The organism is Lapillicoccus sp. (genome assembly GCF_025353065.1).
Lineage (GTDB): Bacteria > Actinomycetota > Actinomycetes > Actinomycetales > Dermatophilaceae > Lapillicoccus.
Map to the genome: position 1 here is coordinate 1 of NZ_JANXRJ010000055.1, position 15996 is coordinate 15996.

Genomic DNA, 15996 nt, shown 5'->3' on the forward strand with positions numbered 1-15996 from the left:
CCTTTATCGGGTGACCCGATAAAGGGACGCTCTCCAGGACAACCGTTCTCACGCGGACCGTCCCGTTGTCTGGTGGGGCTGATCGCTGGTTGTCCACATCCCCCACGCCCGCAACCCCACTATCCACAGCCTCTCGATCGCGTCTGGCGCAAGGGACCATTCGTCATCGATCCTCGGAATCATGGACGATGCGATGCTGAGGATGGCGGCCACACACGGCGGGGTCGTGACCACGGCTGCGGCGCGAGCCCTGGGATGGGACAAGCGGGCGCTGCGCGAGGCAGTGCGAAGCGGAGCGCTCCACGACCTCGGTCGCAGCCTGTATGTCGTGCCGACGCCGGACCTGCAGACCACGGAGGGGAAGCACAAGGCACTGTGTCGCGGCGGCCTGCTGCTCTATCCGGATGCCGTGCTCAGTCGCACGAGTGCCGTCCTCGCACACGAGCTACCCGTCCATGGGGTGGACCTCAGCCGCGTCTGGCTGCAGAGGGCCGTGACGTCCGAAGTCATCACCCAGAGCTTCGTGATCCGGCCGAAGACTGACGCAACGGTGTGCAGCACCGACCTCGGCTCTGCCACGACGCCCGCCCTCGCCATCATCCAGATGACCCTCGATCACGGGATCGTCGCCGGCGTGGTGGCGGCCGATCAGGCCCTGCACACGGCGAAGATCACCTCGGAGGAACTGCGTCGGGTCGCTGGCACCGTGAGTGGGTGGCCGCACTCGGCACGGGTCACGACGATGTTGAGCCTGATGGACGGCCGGTCCGAGTCCGTGGGGGAGTCCCGCCTCCGCATCGATCTGTCGGTGGCAGGCATTCCAGTCATTCCCCAGCAGGTCGTTCTCGACAACGAGAAGTGCTTCGTGGCGCGCGTGGACTTCGGTGTCGAGGGCACGAATGTGCTCATCGAGTTCGACGGCCTGGTGAAGTATCGCGAAGGTGGGGCCAACACCCTCATTGCGGAGAAGGCTCGAGAGGACCGGTTGCGCCGACTCGGATACGTCATCGTCCGGGTGACGTGGGCCGAGCTGCAGCGTCCCCAACTGGTGCTCTTTCGCATCCGGCAGGCGATGGCCGACGCTGCGGGTGCGCGTGGTCCGGCAGCATGACGCTGCCGCGAAGGAGGCGCTGCCGTGATGGAGCCCCCGCGCCCCTGACCCGGACAAGGGGGTGGTTCGATGGACAACGGTTCCCACGCGGAGCGCCCCTTTATCCCGTCACCCGATAAAGGGACGACGTGACCTTCCCACGCGGAGCGCCCCTTTATCGGGTCACCCGATAAAGGGACGACGTGGCGTCAGGCCTTCGGCTCCAGCTTCACGCTGATCGAGTTGATGCAGAAACGCTGGTCGGTCGGGGTGCCGTAGCCCTCGCCCTCGAAGACGTGGCCCATGTGCGACCCGCAGTTGGCGCAACGCACCTCGACCCGCTTGGCGCCCATCGACCGGTCCTCGATGTACTCGACCCGGTCTTCGGCGAGCGGCGCGTAGAAGGACGGCCATCCGCAGTGCGAGTCGAACTTCGTGTCGCTGCGGAAGAGCTCCGACCCGCACGCACGACAGCTGTAGACGCCCTCGGTCTTGGTGTCGGTGTACTCGCCGACGTAGGGGCGCTCTGTGCCGGCCCGGCGCAGCACGTCGTACTCCGCCTTGGTCAGGCTCTCGCGCCACTGCTCGTCGGTCTTGGCCACGGCATACGACCTGGTCGTGTCACTCATCTTGTTTCTCCTTAGTCCGAACACATCCCCTCCAACAACGCAGGGCCGGGGAAACGTTCCCCGGCCCTGTGTCTGCGGGGGAGTCGTCACTCCACCGTAAGGTCAGGTCAGCAGGCCCCCGCCAGCGCCTCGAGCGCTCGGTCGTCGGCGGTGACCGACGGGCAGGCGCGGGTGACGGTGACCGCTCCCGAGGCGGTGGTCCCGTCCGGTGCGGTGACCACGATCTGGTGGACGCCTTTCGAGGTGGTGCTGGGGAGGGTCACCGTGAGGCTGCCGCGGCCGAGCTTCTTGGTCGTGTAGGTCGCGAGCGGGGTGGTCCCGTCGAGGGTGATGGTGAGCATGGTCCGCGGCGCCCAGCCCGAGAGCCCGAGACCGACGTCGCGGCCCGCGTGCTGGTAGGTCTTCCTGACGTTGACCGCGGGCGTCGGGCCGGGTCGGATCCGGACGACCTGCGGGTCGTGGTCGGAGGTCTGGTTGGCGAACTCCGAGTTGAGGTGGACGACGTCGTAGCTCACGTCGGTCAGCGCCTTCGAGGTGAAGATGTGGTCGAGGACCTGCGAGATGCCGTTGAAGACGTAGGTGTATCGCTCGTTCGCGGGGAGCGTCGTGATGAGGTCGGTCAGCGTCGCGCCGTTGTCGGTGAGCGTCGTGACCGGACCCGAGAACTGGTAGTCGTTGAAGTCCCCGGCGAGGACGACGTTGGCGCGCGGGTCGGCCGCCAGGACCTGCTTGACGAACCCGTTGAGGACGGTGGCCTGCTGGGTGCGCTGGACCTCCGACGAGCGGGTCGGCGGCTGGAACCGGCCGTCGGCCGTCTGGTCGCCGCCCTTGGAGTTGAAGTGGTTGGCGACGACGATGACCTTCTTGCCGCCGAAGACGAACTCCCCGGCGAGCGGCTTGCGCGAGCTGGTCCACGCGGTGTTGCCCGGGTCGACCCGGCCCGGGCTGGCGGACAGCTCGGGGGTCCCGTCGGCGCCGACGGTCACCGTGACCGGGGTCGTGGAGTCGCCGCCGGGCTTGGCGACGAAGGTGACCCGATCGGGGTTGTAGAGGAAGACCGAGCGGATGTTGCCGCCCGGCTGGCCGCCGTCGGCGTCGTTCACCGGGTCGATCGAGGCGGAGGAGTATGCCGGGCCGCCCGCAGCCGTGATGGCTGCGGTGAGCTTGGCGACGGTCTGGTCCGACGCGACGACGCCGTCGTCGGTGGCGCCGCTGTTGTCCTGGATCTCTTCGACGGCGATGACGTCGGGCATCTTGAGGTTGTTCACGACGCCCGCGGCGAGGGCGTCGTACTTGCTTTGTGCGTCGCTCGGCGCGAGGTTCTGGACGTTGTAGGTCGCGATGGCCAGCTGGTCCGTGGCCTGCACCGTGGCGGAGGTCGGGGTGAGGCCGTTGTCCTGGCGGGCGCCGATGGCCGTGGCCGCGATGTCGTAGCCACCGAAGCTCGACCAGTCGACCGGGCCGCTCGTCGTGCCGGTGAGCACGTCACCGACGTTGGCCGGGGGCACGACCCCGTTGACCGGGGAGACGAGCAGGCGACCGCTGGGGGTGCCCGCATAGCTCGGGAGGTAGGCCCCGCCGCGCGGCGTGGCGAGCTCGGCCGGCTTGGTCGTCACGTAGATCTCACCGAACGTCGCCTTGCCCGGGCCGACGACGCGCGCGTCGGCGACCGAGACGAGCATGCCCTCGTGGGCCTCCCAGAACTCGAGCGCCGAGTGGCTCGGGTCGACCGTGGTGATGCTCTCGATGTTGTGGTTGCCGTCGCTGTCGGCGGGGACGGTCGGGGCATACAGGGTCGGCACCGTGTCCGGGGTGAGGACGAGCGGTGCGGGCAGCGGTGCTCCGTGGCTGACCGTCGTGGTCGTCGTCGGGCTCAGCTCGGTGGTCGAGAGGTTGGCCTGGGTCGGGCTCGGAGCGCCACCGGGGTAGAAGTCGCTGACCGTGCCGGTGATCAGCACCGAGTCGCCGACCGTCACGGTCGGCGCCGTGCTGCTGAAGACGAACACACCGGACGAGGCCGCGGGCCGCGCGTCGTCGCGCGTCGGCTGCTGGATCCAGAAGCCGCGGCCGGTGCCGGTGGACCGCACGGCGGTGACGATGCCGGGCACCCGCTCGACCGTCTGGCCCTTGAGCGGCGACAGGAAGCCGGAGCCCTGGATGTCCTGGATCGTGGTGGTCCCCGGTGTGCACTCGGGCGGCAGCGGGGACGCCGTGCACGGGTCGGGCGGCGGCGTCGTGCCACCGGGAGCGGCCTTCGGTGTCGGGGCGGCGGCGACGAAGTCGGCCGCGTTGTCACCGGTGTTCGTGCCGGTCGCGGAGCGCTGGTCGGCCGTCGTACTCGTCTGTGCGGGGGCCGGGTGCATCCCGGCGGAGTCGTTGGCGGTGGAGCCGTAGCCGACGAGGTCGACGACGCCCGCCGTCGTGCTGCAGGTCGCCGCACACGTGAGGGCGGTCGCCGAGGTCGACAGGGCCACCTTGCCCGCGGTGCCGCTCAGGGCCAGTGTGCCCGTGACGTCGGCCGGCGGGAGGTCCACGGTGCCCCCGGAGCCCTTGGCCTCCCCGATGAGGTAGTACGCGCCGGCGGCGATGCTGCCGGTGAGCGGGGTCGCGGCATACGTGGTGCCCGTGGCGGAGCCGTACTGGACGGACCACCCGGAGACGTCGACCGGGGTCGTGCCCTTGTTGTAGAGCTCGATGAAGTCCTGCTTCAGGGTCGCCCCGGAGTTGCCACCTCCGCCGTAGACCTCGCTGATGACGACGGCGGACGAGGTGTCGACGGCCCGGGCGAGGGGGGCGGTCACGACGAGTCCGGTGCTGACGAAGGCGGCGGTGGACGCGGCCACGACGGCGGCACGGCGGATGGCGGTCATGGAGGAGGAGCTCCCTGGAGGTTGGGGGACGGCGGGCGGCAGCCCCCTGAAACTAGGCGGTCCTGGGGAACGGATGCATGATCGCTGGGTAAACAGTGGGTAAGGAACTGGAGGCGATCGGGCTGGCCAGCGGCGGGTTCTCGGCGGGTTCTCTTCTGGGCCTCGGCTGGCTCTACGCTGCCCCCATGGCAGCTGACGCCACGATGCTCGAGGTCCCGGGTCCGGACGGTCCGAGGGAGGTCCGGATCTCCAGTCCGGGCCGGGTCCTCTGGCCGGACGCGGGCATCACCAAGCTCGACCTCGCCCGCTATCTGCTCGCGGTCGGTGACCGCTTCATGGCCCTCGTCGGGCACCGGCCGGTCACTCTCCAGCGGTTCCCGACGGGGGTCGGGGGCGAGGAGTTCTACTCCAAGAACCCGCCCAAGGGCGTCCCGGCGTTCAGCCGCACCGTCACGGTGACCTACCCCTCGGGGCGCAGCCACCCCCAGCTCGTCATCGACGAGCTGGCCACCGCCGTCTGGGCCGTGCAGATGAACACCATCACCTTCCACCCGTGGCCGGTGACGGTCTCGGACTCGCCCGGGGCGCTCGACAACCCGGACGAGCTGCGGATCGACCTCGACCCCCAGCCGGGCCGCACCTTCGGCGACGTCATCGAGGCCGCGACCACCCTGCGCGGGGTCATCGAGGACCTCGGGCTCGTCGCCTACCCGAAGACCTCGGGCAACCGCGGCATCCACGTCTACTCCCGGATCACGCCCGAGCACGAGTTCCTCGACGTGCGCCACGGCGTCATCGCCATCGCCCGCGAGCTCGAGCGGCGGCTCCCCGACCTCGTCACGACGGCGTGGTGGAAGGAGGAGCGCGGCGACAAGATCTTCGTCGACTTCAACCAGGCGAACCGCGACCGCACCATCGCCTCGGCCTACAGCCCCCGCCCGCTCCCCGGCGCTCCCGTCAGTATGCCGTGCAGCTGGGACCACCTCCCCGACGTCACCTCCGGTGACTTCACCGTCCTCACGGTGCCCGACCTCGTTGCGACACATGCTGATCCGTGGGCGACCATCAACGACGCACCGGGCGACCTGGGGTCGGCGCTGGCCTGGTGGGACCGCGACCTGGCCGACGGCCTCGGCGAGCTGAACTTCCCGCCCGACTACCCGAAGATGCCGGGGGAGCCGCCGCGGGTGCAGCCGTCGAAGCAGCGCTACGACGACGAGGACTACCATAAGTCCGAGGGCGGCTACCTGCGCGACAACCCCGAGGAGCCGCCCGGCGGTTGGGAGTCGGCCCGTCAGCGGCGGTCCTCCCCCCGGCCGGCCAAGCCGAAGAAGGACGAGGGGTGACCGACGACGAACAGGCCGCCGGAACGGCATACACCGACGTGCAGCCCACCGGAACGGCATACACCGACGCGCAGATCGCCTTGGTCCACGCGGTCTTCGACGCGGCGCGCACGGGTGACACCGCGACGGTGGCCAGCTACGTCGACCGCGGCGGGCCCGTCGACCTGACCGACGACACGGGCGACACCCTGCTGATCCTCGCGGCACACCACGAGCACGGCGACCTCGTCCGAGCCCTGCTCGACCGCGGCGCCGACACGACGCGGGTCAACGACCGCGACCAGACCGCCCTGGTAGCAGCAGTTCTCCACGGTGCCGGCCCCATCGTCGAGCACCTACTGGCCGCCGGCGCCGACCCCGAGCTCGGCTCACCCAACGCCCACGCCGTGGCCGACTGGTTCACCCTGCCCGAGATGACCGAGCTCCTCGAGCGCGAGGTCTGAGACCCCCACTCCTTGCGGCTCGGGGGCGGCGGCCCCAGGCTGCGGCCCGCCACTCCGTCCAGGCGATCAGGGCCACGATCACGATGGGGCTGAGGAGCTTCGTGATGAGGACGGCGCTGGTGATCGGAAGGGCGTAGGAGACCGTGATCCCGATGGCGGCCTCGACGAGGAGGACACCGGCCCAGGCGAGGGTGATCCGTTGGTGGAGCCGACGGAACGATCGGTGGCCGGTCCACAGACGATCGAACCCGCCCGGGTCGGAGGACACGTCGCGCCGGATGCGGGCGATGAGGGGACGGTCGAGGACGAGAGTGGCGCAGGCGATCAGGCCGATGGATCCGGTGATGACGAGGTCCTTGACGATCTCGAGTCGGGCGTCGCCCGTGACGAGCGCGACGACGATCCCGGCCGCGAACCGGAAGAGGACGAGCAGGCCGAGGGACGTGACCCGGCGGGTCCGGATCCCCCGTGTGACGATGACGACCAGGGAGACGCCGGCGGCGACCACGAGGGCCCAGCGCCCCGGATGTCGACAGCTTCCGGCAGTTCGCCGTGATGGACCAGCGACTGCGGACCGTCGTCCGCCTCAGTCGCCGCGACGCCATCGACGACGTCATGATCGGTCGCATACCTCTGCGCTCGTTGCTCTGCCAGGGACTCGAGGAGATCATCCACTGGGACTCCGAGGTCACCACGGCGTCCGTCGCGTCCGACGGGAAGGTGACGGTGTCTCTCGCAGACGGGACCGAGCGGGTGGCCCACCTCGTGGTGGCCGCCGACGGGGCACGGTCACGGATCGCGAGCGAGCTGGCGGGACGGCCGACATCGCACCGGCTGAGGGCATCCGGGCTCGCCGGCCGGACACGCTGACTCCTCTCGTGCGCGCTCTGCTGCCTCGCGACCTGTGGTCGGGACCTGGGTTCGCCGTCGGTCCCGACCGGGCGCTGCTCTTCCTGTCGCTCCACGATGCGACCAGCGCGAGGGTCGACGCCCGGATGTGCGGCGCGGTCGAGCCGCGGGTCGAGGACCCCTACCTCCTCTGGGGGTTCACGCTGGATGAGTCCTCGGGTCGCACCACGAGCGGGCCTGATGACCCGCGAGACACTGCCGCTCGGATCGCGGGCAGCTGGTCGCCGGCGGTCCGGACGCTCGTCACCGCCGCTACCTCGGAGAGCCTGACTGCCTTCCCCTACGTCGCGGCAGATCCCGGACAGCCGATGGCCAGCTGGAGGACGGGACCGATCACCGCCATCGGTGACGCGGTCCACGCGATGCCCCCGACGGGCGGTCGAGGCGCTGCGACCGCCATCCGGGACGCCGACGTCCTCGCCCGCCAGCTCACCGAGGTGGCCTCGGGGCGGACGACCCCGGCGATGGCGATCGAGGCCTCTCGACGTCAGATGGCCGACTACGCGCACGACGCCCTGCGGGCCTCGCTGATGCCGCTCCGGGCACGGCGATGGTTGTCCCCACCCGCCCTCACGGGTCTCCGGGCGGCGGCCGCCCTTCGCCAGTCGACCGAGCAGCTCCGGCAACGTGCGACCCCCGGCCACGGCGCCGGGTCCGGCATCTGGGCTACCGAGCCGGGGCCCGGAGAGACCCACTTGTTGCGGTGAGATCTGCGAATCACGCTGTTGATCGGACCGATTCGCGGATCGCACCGCAACAGGTCAGCATGTGACGGGGCGAGGTCGGGGGGCGCAGGGGATCAGGTGAAGAGGCCCTCGGCGAGGTAGTGGCCAGTCCGGGGGGACGGCGGCACGGCGAAGACGGCGGAGCCGATGTGCGCGATGTACTCGTTGAGCCGGTCGGCCCGGCCGAGCTTGCGCTGCAGCGTGACGAACTGCGCCGGGTCCTTCATGTAGGCGAGGAAGAGCAGGCCGGCGTCGAGCTGGCCGACGGAGTTGAGGCCGTCGGTGTAGTTGTAGCCGCGCCGCAGGATCTTGGTGCCGTTGTTGTTCTCGTGGGCGGCAAGAGCGATGTGGGAGGTGGGTCCGATCGCCAGCTTCCCCGACGCGGTCTTGGCAGAGAAGTCGGGGACGTCGTGCTCGTCCTTGCCGCTGAGGGGGGCGCCTTCCAGCTTCGAGCGGCCGAAGATCTCCTGCTGGTCGCTCACCGGGTCGGCGTCCCAGATCTCGAGGTTCATCGAGATCTTGCGGGCCACCTGGTAGGTGCCGCCCGTCATCCAGTCGTCGTCGGTGACCCACACGTGCTCGTCGTCGTCACCGACGCCGCCGACCGAGACGTTGCGGGTGCCGTCCTTGAAGCCCATCAGGTTGCGGGGGGTCTGCTGCCCGCGGCCGGCCGACGCCCGGCCGAAGCCGAGGACGGTCCAGCGGATCTGCGCGGTGCCGCGCACCATCCGGGCCAGGTTGCGGACCGCGTGGTAGGCGACCTGGGGGTCGTCGGCGCAGGCCTGGAGACTGAGGTCACCGCCTGTCAGCTCCGGTTGCAGACGGTCGCTCGGCAGCGCGGGGAGCGCCGAAAGCAGCTGGGGTCGCTTGCTCTTCAGCCCGAACCGCTCGTCGAAGAGGCCGGGGCCGAGCCCGACCGTGACGGTGAGGCTGGCCGGCTCGAGGCCGGACGCCTCGCCGCTGTCCTGGGCCACGGCGTCGACGCGCGACGGCTCGACGGTGCCGATCGCCTGCCCCGACATCAGCCGGGCACATGCGGCCGACCAGCGCGCGAGCAGCGTCTGGAGGTCCGTGGCCGTCGTGCCGGTGGCCATGTCGAAGGTCATGAACACGGCATACCGCTGCGGCCTGGTCTGTATGCCGGCCTGATGAGTCGCGTCGTAGAACGCCACCTGCCGGGTGAGGTCGACGACGTCGGGGTCGGCGGCGGCCGGGGGAGAGGCGGAGGTGGTGGACGCCGCCCAGGCTCCGCCGGCACCGAGGGCGCCGACGGCGACTCCACCGGCTGCGCCCTGGAAGAACCGACGGCGGGACACGCCACGTCCGGCGGGTGCCGGGATGTTGTCGTGGGTGCTTGAGGGTGACTGCGGGTCGGGCTCGGTCACCGGGCCGTCGCCACCTTCTCCGCGATCCGGGATAGCGGGTCCTGGAGACCCTGGACCGCCTTGCTCAGGGCCGCCGCGTCCGTCGCCCTGAGCGCCGCCGTGTAGGGCTTGAAGCCGCCCAGCTGCGAGGCGTCCCGGTAGGTGCTGAGCTGGTTGCGGACGAGCGTGAACTGCGCCGTGATCTGGGCGGTGAGGGCCGGGTCGATCGTCATGAGGCCGGGCTCGAGGAAAGAGAACGCCTGCTGCGCGCCCTCGACGTTGGCCGAGAAGTCGACGAGGTCGAGGTGGCTGAAGGCCTCCTCCTCGCCGGTGATCTTGCCCGACTGCACCTCTTCGAGGAGTCCTGCTGCACCGTTGGCGAGGTCCTCAGGCTTGTAGGTCAGGGTCCTGGCCACCGCCGTCAGCTTGCCGATGTCGGTCTGGAGGTCGGCGGCATACTTCTTGGTCTGGGGGGTGATCGCGCCGCCCTGCCAGAGGTCGCGCTCGATGGCGTGCATCCCGGTCCAGCCCACCTCGGGGTCGAGGTTGGAGCCGCGCATGTCGACGAGGTAGTCGAGGTTGCCGGCGTTCTTCGTCGGGTCGGCGCCGGACTCGATGAAGCCCTCGACGTCGGACTCGACCTTCTCGTAGTAGGGCCGCACGGTGGCGTAGGCCTTCTTCGAGGCAACGACGTCGCCGGAGTCGACCGCGGTCCGGAGCTGCGCGACCGCACCCTGCATGTCGGTGATGACGCCCCGGACATAGGCCGCGTATCCCGTGACGCCGTCGGCCAGCACCACCTGGGTCGAGCCGGTCGGCGTGGCGGCCGCCCGGCCCGTGACGGTGAACGGCTGCGTCTCGGGATCGGCTCCGGGACAGTAGATCTGGTAGGTGCCGCCGGACAGCGTCGCGGTGAACGTCACGGGCGCGAGGCCGGGCGCGAGGTTCTCCTTCTCACCGAGGATGCGGGCGTCGCTGAGCAGCTCGATCTCGGTGATGCCCGTCGAGTCGGTGTTGCTGACGGTGAAGGTGACGGGCCCCGTTGCGGCAGAGACGTGGTCGAGGAGGCACGTGTCTTTGCCGTTCTTCTGGGTCGCCGTGACTCTCACCTGCGCGGCACCGTTGCTCACGGGGGCCACGGCGGCTGAGGTGCCTGCCGTGACCGCTGTGTCACCGCCGGCGTTCGCACCGTTCCCGCCGCAGGCGGTCAGCGCCAGGCAGACGACGGACGCGCTGGCGACGACGAACAGCCAACGGCGAGTGGGGTTAACGGGCATCTGCGGTGCTCCTTGTGTCGGTGCGCGTGGCCTGCTGTGATGTCGCGGGCTCGGTATGCCGCGGAGTGCTGGACGGGGACCGCCAGGCGTTGAGCGCGAGCACCAGCGCGGCGATCACCATCCCGGCAGGGAGCAGACGCCGCCAGAAGGATGCTTCGGCGGCGCGGGAAGCGAGAGTCTGGAGGGCGGCCGCGACGGCCTGGCCGTGCGCCGGATCCGTCGACCACGAGCCGGGGGTGCTGCCGTCGGGGAGGATGGTCCCGGCGGGGAGCCTCACGGTCCGCGAGGCCGGCAGGCCGCCGCCGGTGACGGTGAGCACGACGACATCGCGCTGGCTCACGTCCAGCAGCTGCCCCTGCGCGACCCAGACCTCGCGCGACCCCGTCCGCGACCACGTCGCGGTGAAGGGACCCGGGTTGCGCTGCGGCTGGACGCCGACGGGCACGCGTCCACCACCGAGCGCGACCAGCTGCGTGAGGGTCACGGACGTGGGAAGCGAAGACGTGTCGGACGACACCTCCTGGACCAACTGCATCGCGGGTATGCCGTCGTGCTGGCCTGCAGCGCCGCCCGACAACGGGATTGACGAGGTGGTCGAGCCGATCGTCACGGTGATCGAGCCGCTGCCGCCGACTCTGCTTCCGCTGCCACCGCTACTGCCGGCACCTCCACCCCCGACCAGGACGGCCGACCCGACGCGCGCACCCGACGCGTCGACGAGGCTCACGGGTCCCTGGTCGATCAGGTGCGGGACCGGGACGGCCAGGGCGAGGACCGCTGCACCGACGACGAGCACGGCGCCGACCCCGAGCCTCAGTCGGGCTCCCTGCCGCGCGGACAGGCGGTGCCGCGCCGGCCAGAAGAGGATGAGCACCATCGGCACGAGGTAGCAGAGCCAGCCGATGACCTCGATGATCCGGGGGTCGGCGGGGATGCCGAGGACGCCGGTCAGCACGGCACTCTGGATCGACCCTCGGGGCGCCAGCCAGGCCAGGTCGACCGTGCGCTGCTGACCGGCGACGAGCCAGCCAGCCTCGAAGGCCGTGCGCAGCGCGCTGACCACGAGCCCGGCCGCGACGAGGACGAGGAACACACTCGTGACCTTGAAGAACTTGGCGAGGTCGACCTTCACGCCACCGCTGTAGAGCCCGTAGCCGATCCCGATCGAGACAAGTATCCCGAGGACGGCTCCGCTCGCGGCGAGAGGTGCGCTGGTCGACGCCTGGAAGGTCGCCAGGAGGAAGACCGAGGTCTCGATGCCCTCCTTGAGGACCGCCAGGAAGGCCATCAGGACGAGCGCCCGCGAACTGCCGTTGCCGAGCGCGTCCTGCGCCGACGACTCCAGGTCCTTCTTGAGGAACCGGGCGTGCGTCGCCATCCAGAGGATCATCCCGGTGACGAAGACGACGGCGACCGCGCCGATGACGGTCTCCATCCCCTCCTGGGCCGACTGGTCGAGGCTGGACTCGATCAGCTTGAGGGTGACGCCGACACCGGCACTGAGGACGATTCCGGCGATGACGCCGACCCACATCGGCAGCAGCAGGCGACCGTTCTTCGCCAGGAACGCGGCGACGATGCCGACGATCAGCGCGGCCTCGAGGCCCTCCCGGAGGCCGATCACGAACGTTGCGAGCACGGGACCAACCTGCGATTCGGATGTCGGGGACCGGCACACCCGAGGCGGCCACGAAGTTAGGTAAGGCTACCCATACTTTGATGGCGCGTCCACCATCGGCTTCCTGAGCTGGATCGACACCCGTCGTGGTCGTTGTCAGGTTGAACCGGTCACGAACTGCATGGGGTTGACGTAGCGGCCGATCTCGCGCGAGTGCTGAGCGTCCCAGACCTGCATGACGTCCACGGGCTCGCGGTCGCCACACGACGCGGTCGAGGTGACGATCAGGCGTCCCTGCGGGTTGCTCGCCAGGGTCATCCCGTTGGGGCACAGGCCGGTGCTGGCGTGCCACCTCACGTCCGGTCCCGACCCGACCCGCTGGACGAGCCGGGCCGGCGGGGTCACCAGATCGGGGCAACCCTCGGCCAGCACGATGTCGTCTGCACCGGTCGCCACAGCACCACCGGATGACACAGCACCACCGGATGACACAGCACCAGCGACAAATGCCGCCGCCGTCACGAGGCAGCCCGGGTCCGGCGCGGGCCGCACTGTCCGGCGGGGCTGCGCTCCATCGGCATCAGCCGGGACCACGACGTAGCCCGCCGCGTCGGCTCCGCCCTGCTGCCCGGGGAACGAGACGGCGATGGCGAGCTCGGCGTCGTCGCCGCGCCAGGAGACGTGTCCTGCTGATGCCGAGGGGACGGAGATCCGCCGTTCGCGACCGGTCGCCACTGCCCGCACGGTAACGGTTCGGGGATGACCTGCTGCCGCGGTGCAGGGCTGGCTCAGGTATGCCACCGAATCGCCGTCCGGGCTCACCGCCGGCTCCCGGATCGTCATGTCGGAGACGACGGTGAAGAGCGAACGCACCTGTCCCGTCACGGCGCTGAGCCGATACACGCTGCCGCCGCAGCTCCCCGCCTCCGGCGAGGGGTTGGCGACGTCGCCCCCATGAAGCGGTCGATGGGCCAGCGCGTAGACGATGGAACCGTCGGTGGTCCGCGAGAACGAGCCAGGTCCCACGCGGAACCGTCGTCGAGGTGCACCAGGTCGCGCAGGTGTCGGCCCGACTGCTCGTCGAACAGGGACAGTAACGTCCCGTGACCGCCACCGGCGTCGCCGCTGCCGTACGCGTACTGCGCCACGATGACCCCAGCCGGCAGGGGAGTGGCCGTGCCGACCGCCCCGTCCGCAGCTGCCGAGCCACGGCCGCAGCCGACCAGCAGGGCGACCACCACGACCATCCCCACGACCTTGGCACCGCGCATCACCCACCTCCTTCGACCATGAGGAGGCGGGCCGGCGCTCAACCGTTCCCGGTGAGGACCTCTGCGAGGTCGTAGGCGGGTGCCCGGTCGACCTGATCGAGCCGACAGGAGCGCGGCTCCCGGTCAAGCCGCCAGCGCAGGAAGGTGACGGCGTGCCGGAACCGCAGCCCCTCCATCTGGTCGAAGGCCACCTCGACGACGCGCTCCGGCCGCACCGGCACGAAGGAGACCTCCTTGCTGCCGGAGAACCGCGACCGGTCGGTCTCGGCATCGACGGGGTTGCCGTCCTCGTCCCGGGCGACGAGCGGATCGAACTCCGCCACGAGCTCGAGCCGCCGGGCGTTGGTGAAGGCCGCGATGCCACCGACCGGCACCAGCCGCTCCTCGCCCTCCACCGCGGCATACAGACCGAGGAGAAGCGACCCGACGCCCTGGCCCGACTTGTGCACGCGGTATCCGTAGACCACCGCGTCGGCCGAGCGGTGGTGCTTGATCTTGAGCATGGTCCGCTTGCCCGGCGCGTAGGGCTGGTCGAGGGGTTTGGCGACGACGCCGTCCAGCCCGGCACCCTCGAAGCGCTCGAACCAGTCACGGGCGACCTCGGCGTCGGTCGTCGCCTGCGTCACGTGGATCGGGTCGCTCTCCTCCAGACCGGAGAGCGACTCCTCGAGCCGGGCCCGACGCTCGCGCAGCGGCCGGTCGAGGAGCGACTCGTCGCCGAGCGCCAGCAGGTCGAAGCAGACCAGCTCGGCGGGCGTCTCCTCCGAGAGCCTGCGGATGCGGGACTCGGCGGGGTGGATCCGCTGCGAGAGGTGTTCCCACTGCAGGCGCTCGGCTCCTGCGGCCCCGTCCCGCACCACGATCTCGGCGTCGACGACGCACCGGGTCGGCAGCAGCCGCCGCACCGCCTCGACGACCTCGGGGAAGTAGCGCGTCAGGGGCTTGCTCCCGCGGCTGGCCAGCTCGACCTCGTCGCCGTCGCGGAGGACGAGACAGCGGAACCCGTCCCACTTCGGTTCGTACATCAGCCCGCCGGGGACGCTGTCGGCGGCCGGCACCCCCTTCACGGCCTTCGCGAGCATCGGCTGGAGGGGCAGGTCGATCGGCTGGTCCACGGACCCCATTGTGGCCCGGACCGCCCACAGGTGGGTGGACCCGACGTGGCCTGCGACGATGGGCCGCGTGCCGCAGAACGCCCAGACCCTCGCAGCCGGCCGAAGCCGTACCGGGCGAGCTACTCGCGCAGGCCTGCTCGGTGGGGTCGCCTTCGGGACGGGACTCCTCGCCGGCAGCCTCGCGACCGCGATGGTCTTCGCCCGCCTGGTCCTGACGCCCGACCACCGCCGGCCGGACGACACGTCGGTGCTCGCCGTCGAGGACGACGAGGTGACGCTGCGCACGACCGCCGACACCGCCCTGCCAGGTCGCTACGGCCTGTGGCTGGACGGGGGAGCCGGGCACGCGCGGGTCGGCGACGTCCTCCGCCGTGACGAAGAGCGCCACGAGGTGGTGCGGGCGTTGCACACCGTGGACCGGGGGGCGTTGGCGCCCGGGCCTGCTCGCTGGAATCCCTACTACTACGGGGACTCCCCGCAGACGAGCATGAGCCTGCCGAGCCGCGACGTCGCGGTCGAGACCGAGCTCGGACCGATGCCGGCCTGGCTGCTCGAGCCGGAGACCCCCAACGGCCGGTGGGCGGTCCTGATCCACGGCCGCGGGGCGCCGCGCGAGGAGTGCCTGCGGGCACTCCCGACGCTGAGCCGCCTCGGCTACACGTGTCTCGTCATCTCCTACCGCAACGACGTCGGAGCCCCGCCGGCGCCGGACGGCCGCTACAACCTCGGGCTCAGCGAGTGGCGCGACGTCGAGGCCGCGATGTCGTATGCCGTGGAGCACGGCGCGCGCGGGATCGTCCTCGTCGGCTGGTCGATGGGCGGGGCCATCGCCCTCCAGACGCTGAGCCGCTCCATGTTGAGCGATCGCGTCGAGGCGGTGGTCCTCGACTCGCCCGTCGTCGACTGGGGCGACGTCCTCGCCCACCACGCGCGGATGCACCACGTGCCGGCACCCCTGCGAGACCTGGGTACCGGCCTCATGGGTCGCCCGTCGACGCGCCGCCTGGTCGGAGTCCACGACCCGGTCGACGTGGCCCGCACGAACTGGGTCGACCGCGCCGACGAGCTGCGGCACCGCATCCTCATCCAGCACTCCGTGGACGACGAGTTCGTCCCGGTCGGACCCTCGCGCGCCCTGGCTGCTGCCCGTCCGGATCTCGTGACCTGGGAGCGGTGGGACACCGCCCGGCACTGCACGGAGTGGAACCTCGACCCGGCCCGCTGGGAGCGGGTCGTCGAGGAATTCCTGCGGAGATGATGCCGCTGATCCTGACATCCGCGGCGCCGGCAGAGGGGGGTTGACGCTGCGTCAAGGGGGTTGACGCCGGTTATAACCGGC

15 protein-coding genes are annotated in these 15996 nt (G+C 70.7%); 6 read left to right on the plus strand and 9 right to left on the minus strand.

The features are described 5' to 3' along the window. The first annotated feature begins 181 nt into the window (after positions 1–181). Positions 182–1111: a type IV toxin-antitoxin system AbiEi family antitoxin domain-containing protein gene (locus Q0R63_RS05355; RefSeq protein ID WP_295695047.1), complete on the plus strand. Its 930-nt coding sequence runs from the start codon at positions 182–184 to the stop codon at positions 1109–1111. A 188-nt stretch (positions 1112–1299) separates the two neighbouring features. Here the strand turns inward: Q0R63_RS05355 and msrB are convergent, their stop codons facing one another. Further along, the gene (gene msrB, locus Q0R63_RS05360) at positions 1300–1719 is read right to left on the minus strand and encodes a peptide-methionine (R)-S-oxide reductase MsrB (protein ID WP_295695049.1); all 420 of its coding nucleotides are present in this window, start codon (positions 1717–1719) and stop codon (positions 1300–1302) included. Between the two features lie 107 nt (positions 1720–1826). Next, a complete protein-coding gene (locus tag Q0R63_RS05365; protein ID WP_295695051.1) occupies positions 1827–4589 on the minus strand; it encodes a lamin tail domain-containing protein in 2763 nt (920 codons plus the stop codon). Between the two features lie 185 nt (positions 4590–4774). Here Q0R63_RS05365 and ligD point away from each other — a divergent pair, with 185 nt between their 5' ends. Next, positions 4775–5935: a non-homologous end-joining DNA ligase gene (gene ligD, locus Q0R63_RS05370; RefSeq protein WP_295695054.1), complete on the plus strand. Its 1161-nt coding sequence runs from the start codon at positions 4775–4777 to the stop codon at positions 5933–5935. Then, positions 5932–6378 (plus strand): ankyrin repeat domain-containing protein, encoded by a 447-nt coding sequence (locus tag Q0R63_RS05375; protein WP_295695056.1) that lies wholly within the window; start codon positions 5932–5934, stop codon positions 6376–6378. Before ligD ends, Q0R63_RS05375 begins: the two co-directional genes overlap by 4 nt. On the opposite strand, the gene Q0R63_RS05380 is transcribed toward Q0R63_RS05375, so the two are convergent. Beyond that, positions 6335–6886, minus strand: a complete 552-nt coding sequence (locus Q0R63_RS05380) for a VC0807 family protein (protein ID WP_295695058.1) — start codon at positions 6884–6886, stop codon at positions 6335–6337. The genes Q0R63_RS05375 and Q0R63_RS05380 overlap by 44 nt on opposite strands. Positions 6887–6930: 44 nt before the next feature. Here Q0R63_RS05380 and Q0R63_RS05385 point away from each other — a divergent pair, with 44 nt between their 5' ends. Both Q0R63_RS05385 and Q0R63_RS05390 read left to right on the plus strand, forming a co-directional pair. Then, positions 6931–7248 (plus strand): hypothetical protein, encoded by a 318-nt coding sequence (locus Q0R63_RS05385; protein WP_295695061.1) that lies wholly within the window; start codon positions 6931–6933, stop codon positions 7246–7248. Positions 7249–7256: 8 nt separating this feature from the next. Further along, a complete protein-coding gene (locus Q0R63_RS05390) occupies positions 7257–7994 on the plus strand; it encodes an FAD-dependent monooxygenase (RefSeq protein ID WP_295695063.1) in 738 nt (245 codons plus the stop codon). 92 nt (positions 7995–8086) lie between these two features. Here Q0R63_RS05390 and efeB read toward each other — a convergent pair whose 3' ends face one another. From efeB to Q0R63_RS05420, 6 genes are all read right to left on the minus strand, one after another. Continuing rightward, on the minus strand, positions 8087–9397 hold the full coding sequence (gene efeB, locus Q0R63_RS05395) for an iron uptake transporter deferrochelatase/peroxidase subunit (RefSeq protein ID WP_295695065.1): 1311 nt from the start codon (positions 9395–9397) through the stop codon (positions 8087–8089). Continuing rightward, positions 9394–10653 carry an iron uptake system protein EfeO gene (efeO, locus tag Q0R63_RS05400; protein WP_295695067.1) on the minus strand — a complete coding sequence of 420 codons (1260 nt, stop codon included), beginning with the start codon at positions 10651–10653 and terminating at the stop codon, positions 9394–9396. The genes efeB and efeO overlap by 4 nt, the downstream gene beginning before the upstream one ends. After that, complete coding sequence (efeU, locus tag Q0R63_RS05405) at positions 10643–12292, minus strand: iron uptake transporter permease EfeU (protein WP_295695070.1); 1650 nt, start codon at positions 12290–12292, stop codon at positions 10643–10645. Before efeU ends, efeO begins: the two co-directional genes overlap by 11 nt. Positions 12293–12427: 135 nt before the next feature. Next, positions 12428–13174: a hypothetical protein gene (locus tag Q0R63_RS05410; RefSeq protein WP_295695071.1), complete on the minus strand. Its 747-nt coding sequence runs from the start codon at positions 13172–13174 to the stop codon at positions 12428–12430. Further along, entirely contained in the window at positions 13153–13542 is a 390-nt protein-coding gene (locus tag Q0R63_RS05415; protein ID WP_295695073.1) for a hypothetical protein, read from the minus strand. The genes Q0R63_RS05410 and Q0R63_RS05415 overlap by 22 nt, the downstream gene beginning before the upstream one ends. Before the next feature lie 38 nt (positions 13543–13580). Next, on the minus strand, positions 13581–14666 hold the full coding sequence (locus tag Q0R63_RS05420; protein WP_295695075.1) for an ATP-dependent DNA ligase: 1086 nt from the start codon (positions 14664–14666) through the stop codon (positions 13581–13583). A gap of 58 nt (positions 14667–14724) precedes the next feature. On the opposite strand from Q0R63_RS05420, the gene Q0R63_RS05425 reads away from it, so the two are divergent. Next, positions 14725–15915: an alpha/beta fold hydrolase gene (locus Q0R63_RS05425; RefSeq protein WP_295695078.1), complete on the plus strand. Its 1191-nt coding sequence runs from the start codon at positions 14725–14727 to the stop codon at positions 15913–15915. The last annotated feature ends 81 nt before the right edge of the window (positions 15916–15996 follow it).

Excerpts from the sequence above, each read along its gene's own strand:
- Q0R63_RS05355 (WP_295695047.1), top strand. The coding sequence starts at position 182 with ATGGACGATGCGATGCTGAGGATGGCGGCCACACACGGCGGGGTCGTG.
- msrB (WP_295695049.1), bottom strand. The coding sequence starts at position 1,719 with ATGAGTGACACGACCAGGTCGTATGCCGTGGCCAAGACCGACGAGCAG.
- Q0R63_RS05365 (WP_295695051.1), bottom strand. The coding sequence starts at position 4,589 with ATGACCGCCATCCGCCGTGCCGCCGTCGTGGCCGCGTCCACCGCCGCC.
- ligD (WP_295695054.1), top strand. The coding sequence starts at position 4,775 with ATGGCAGCTGACGCCACGATGCTCGAGGTCCCGGGTCCGGACGGTCCG.
- efeO (WP_295695067.1), bottom strand. The coding sequence starts at position 10,653 with ATGCCCGTTAACCCCACTCGCCGTTGGCTGTTCGTCGTCGCCAGCGCG.
- Q0R63_RS05415 (WP_295695073.1), bottom strand. The coding sequence starts at position 13,542 with ATGCGCGGTGCCAAGGTCGTGGGGATGGTCGTGGTGGTCGCCCTGCTG.
- Q0R63_RS05420 (WP_295695075.1), bottom strand. The coding sequence starts at position 14,666 with ATGGGGTCCGTGGACCAGCCGATCGACCTGCCCCTCCAGCCGATGCTC.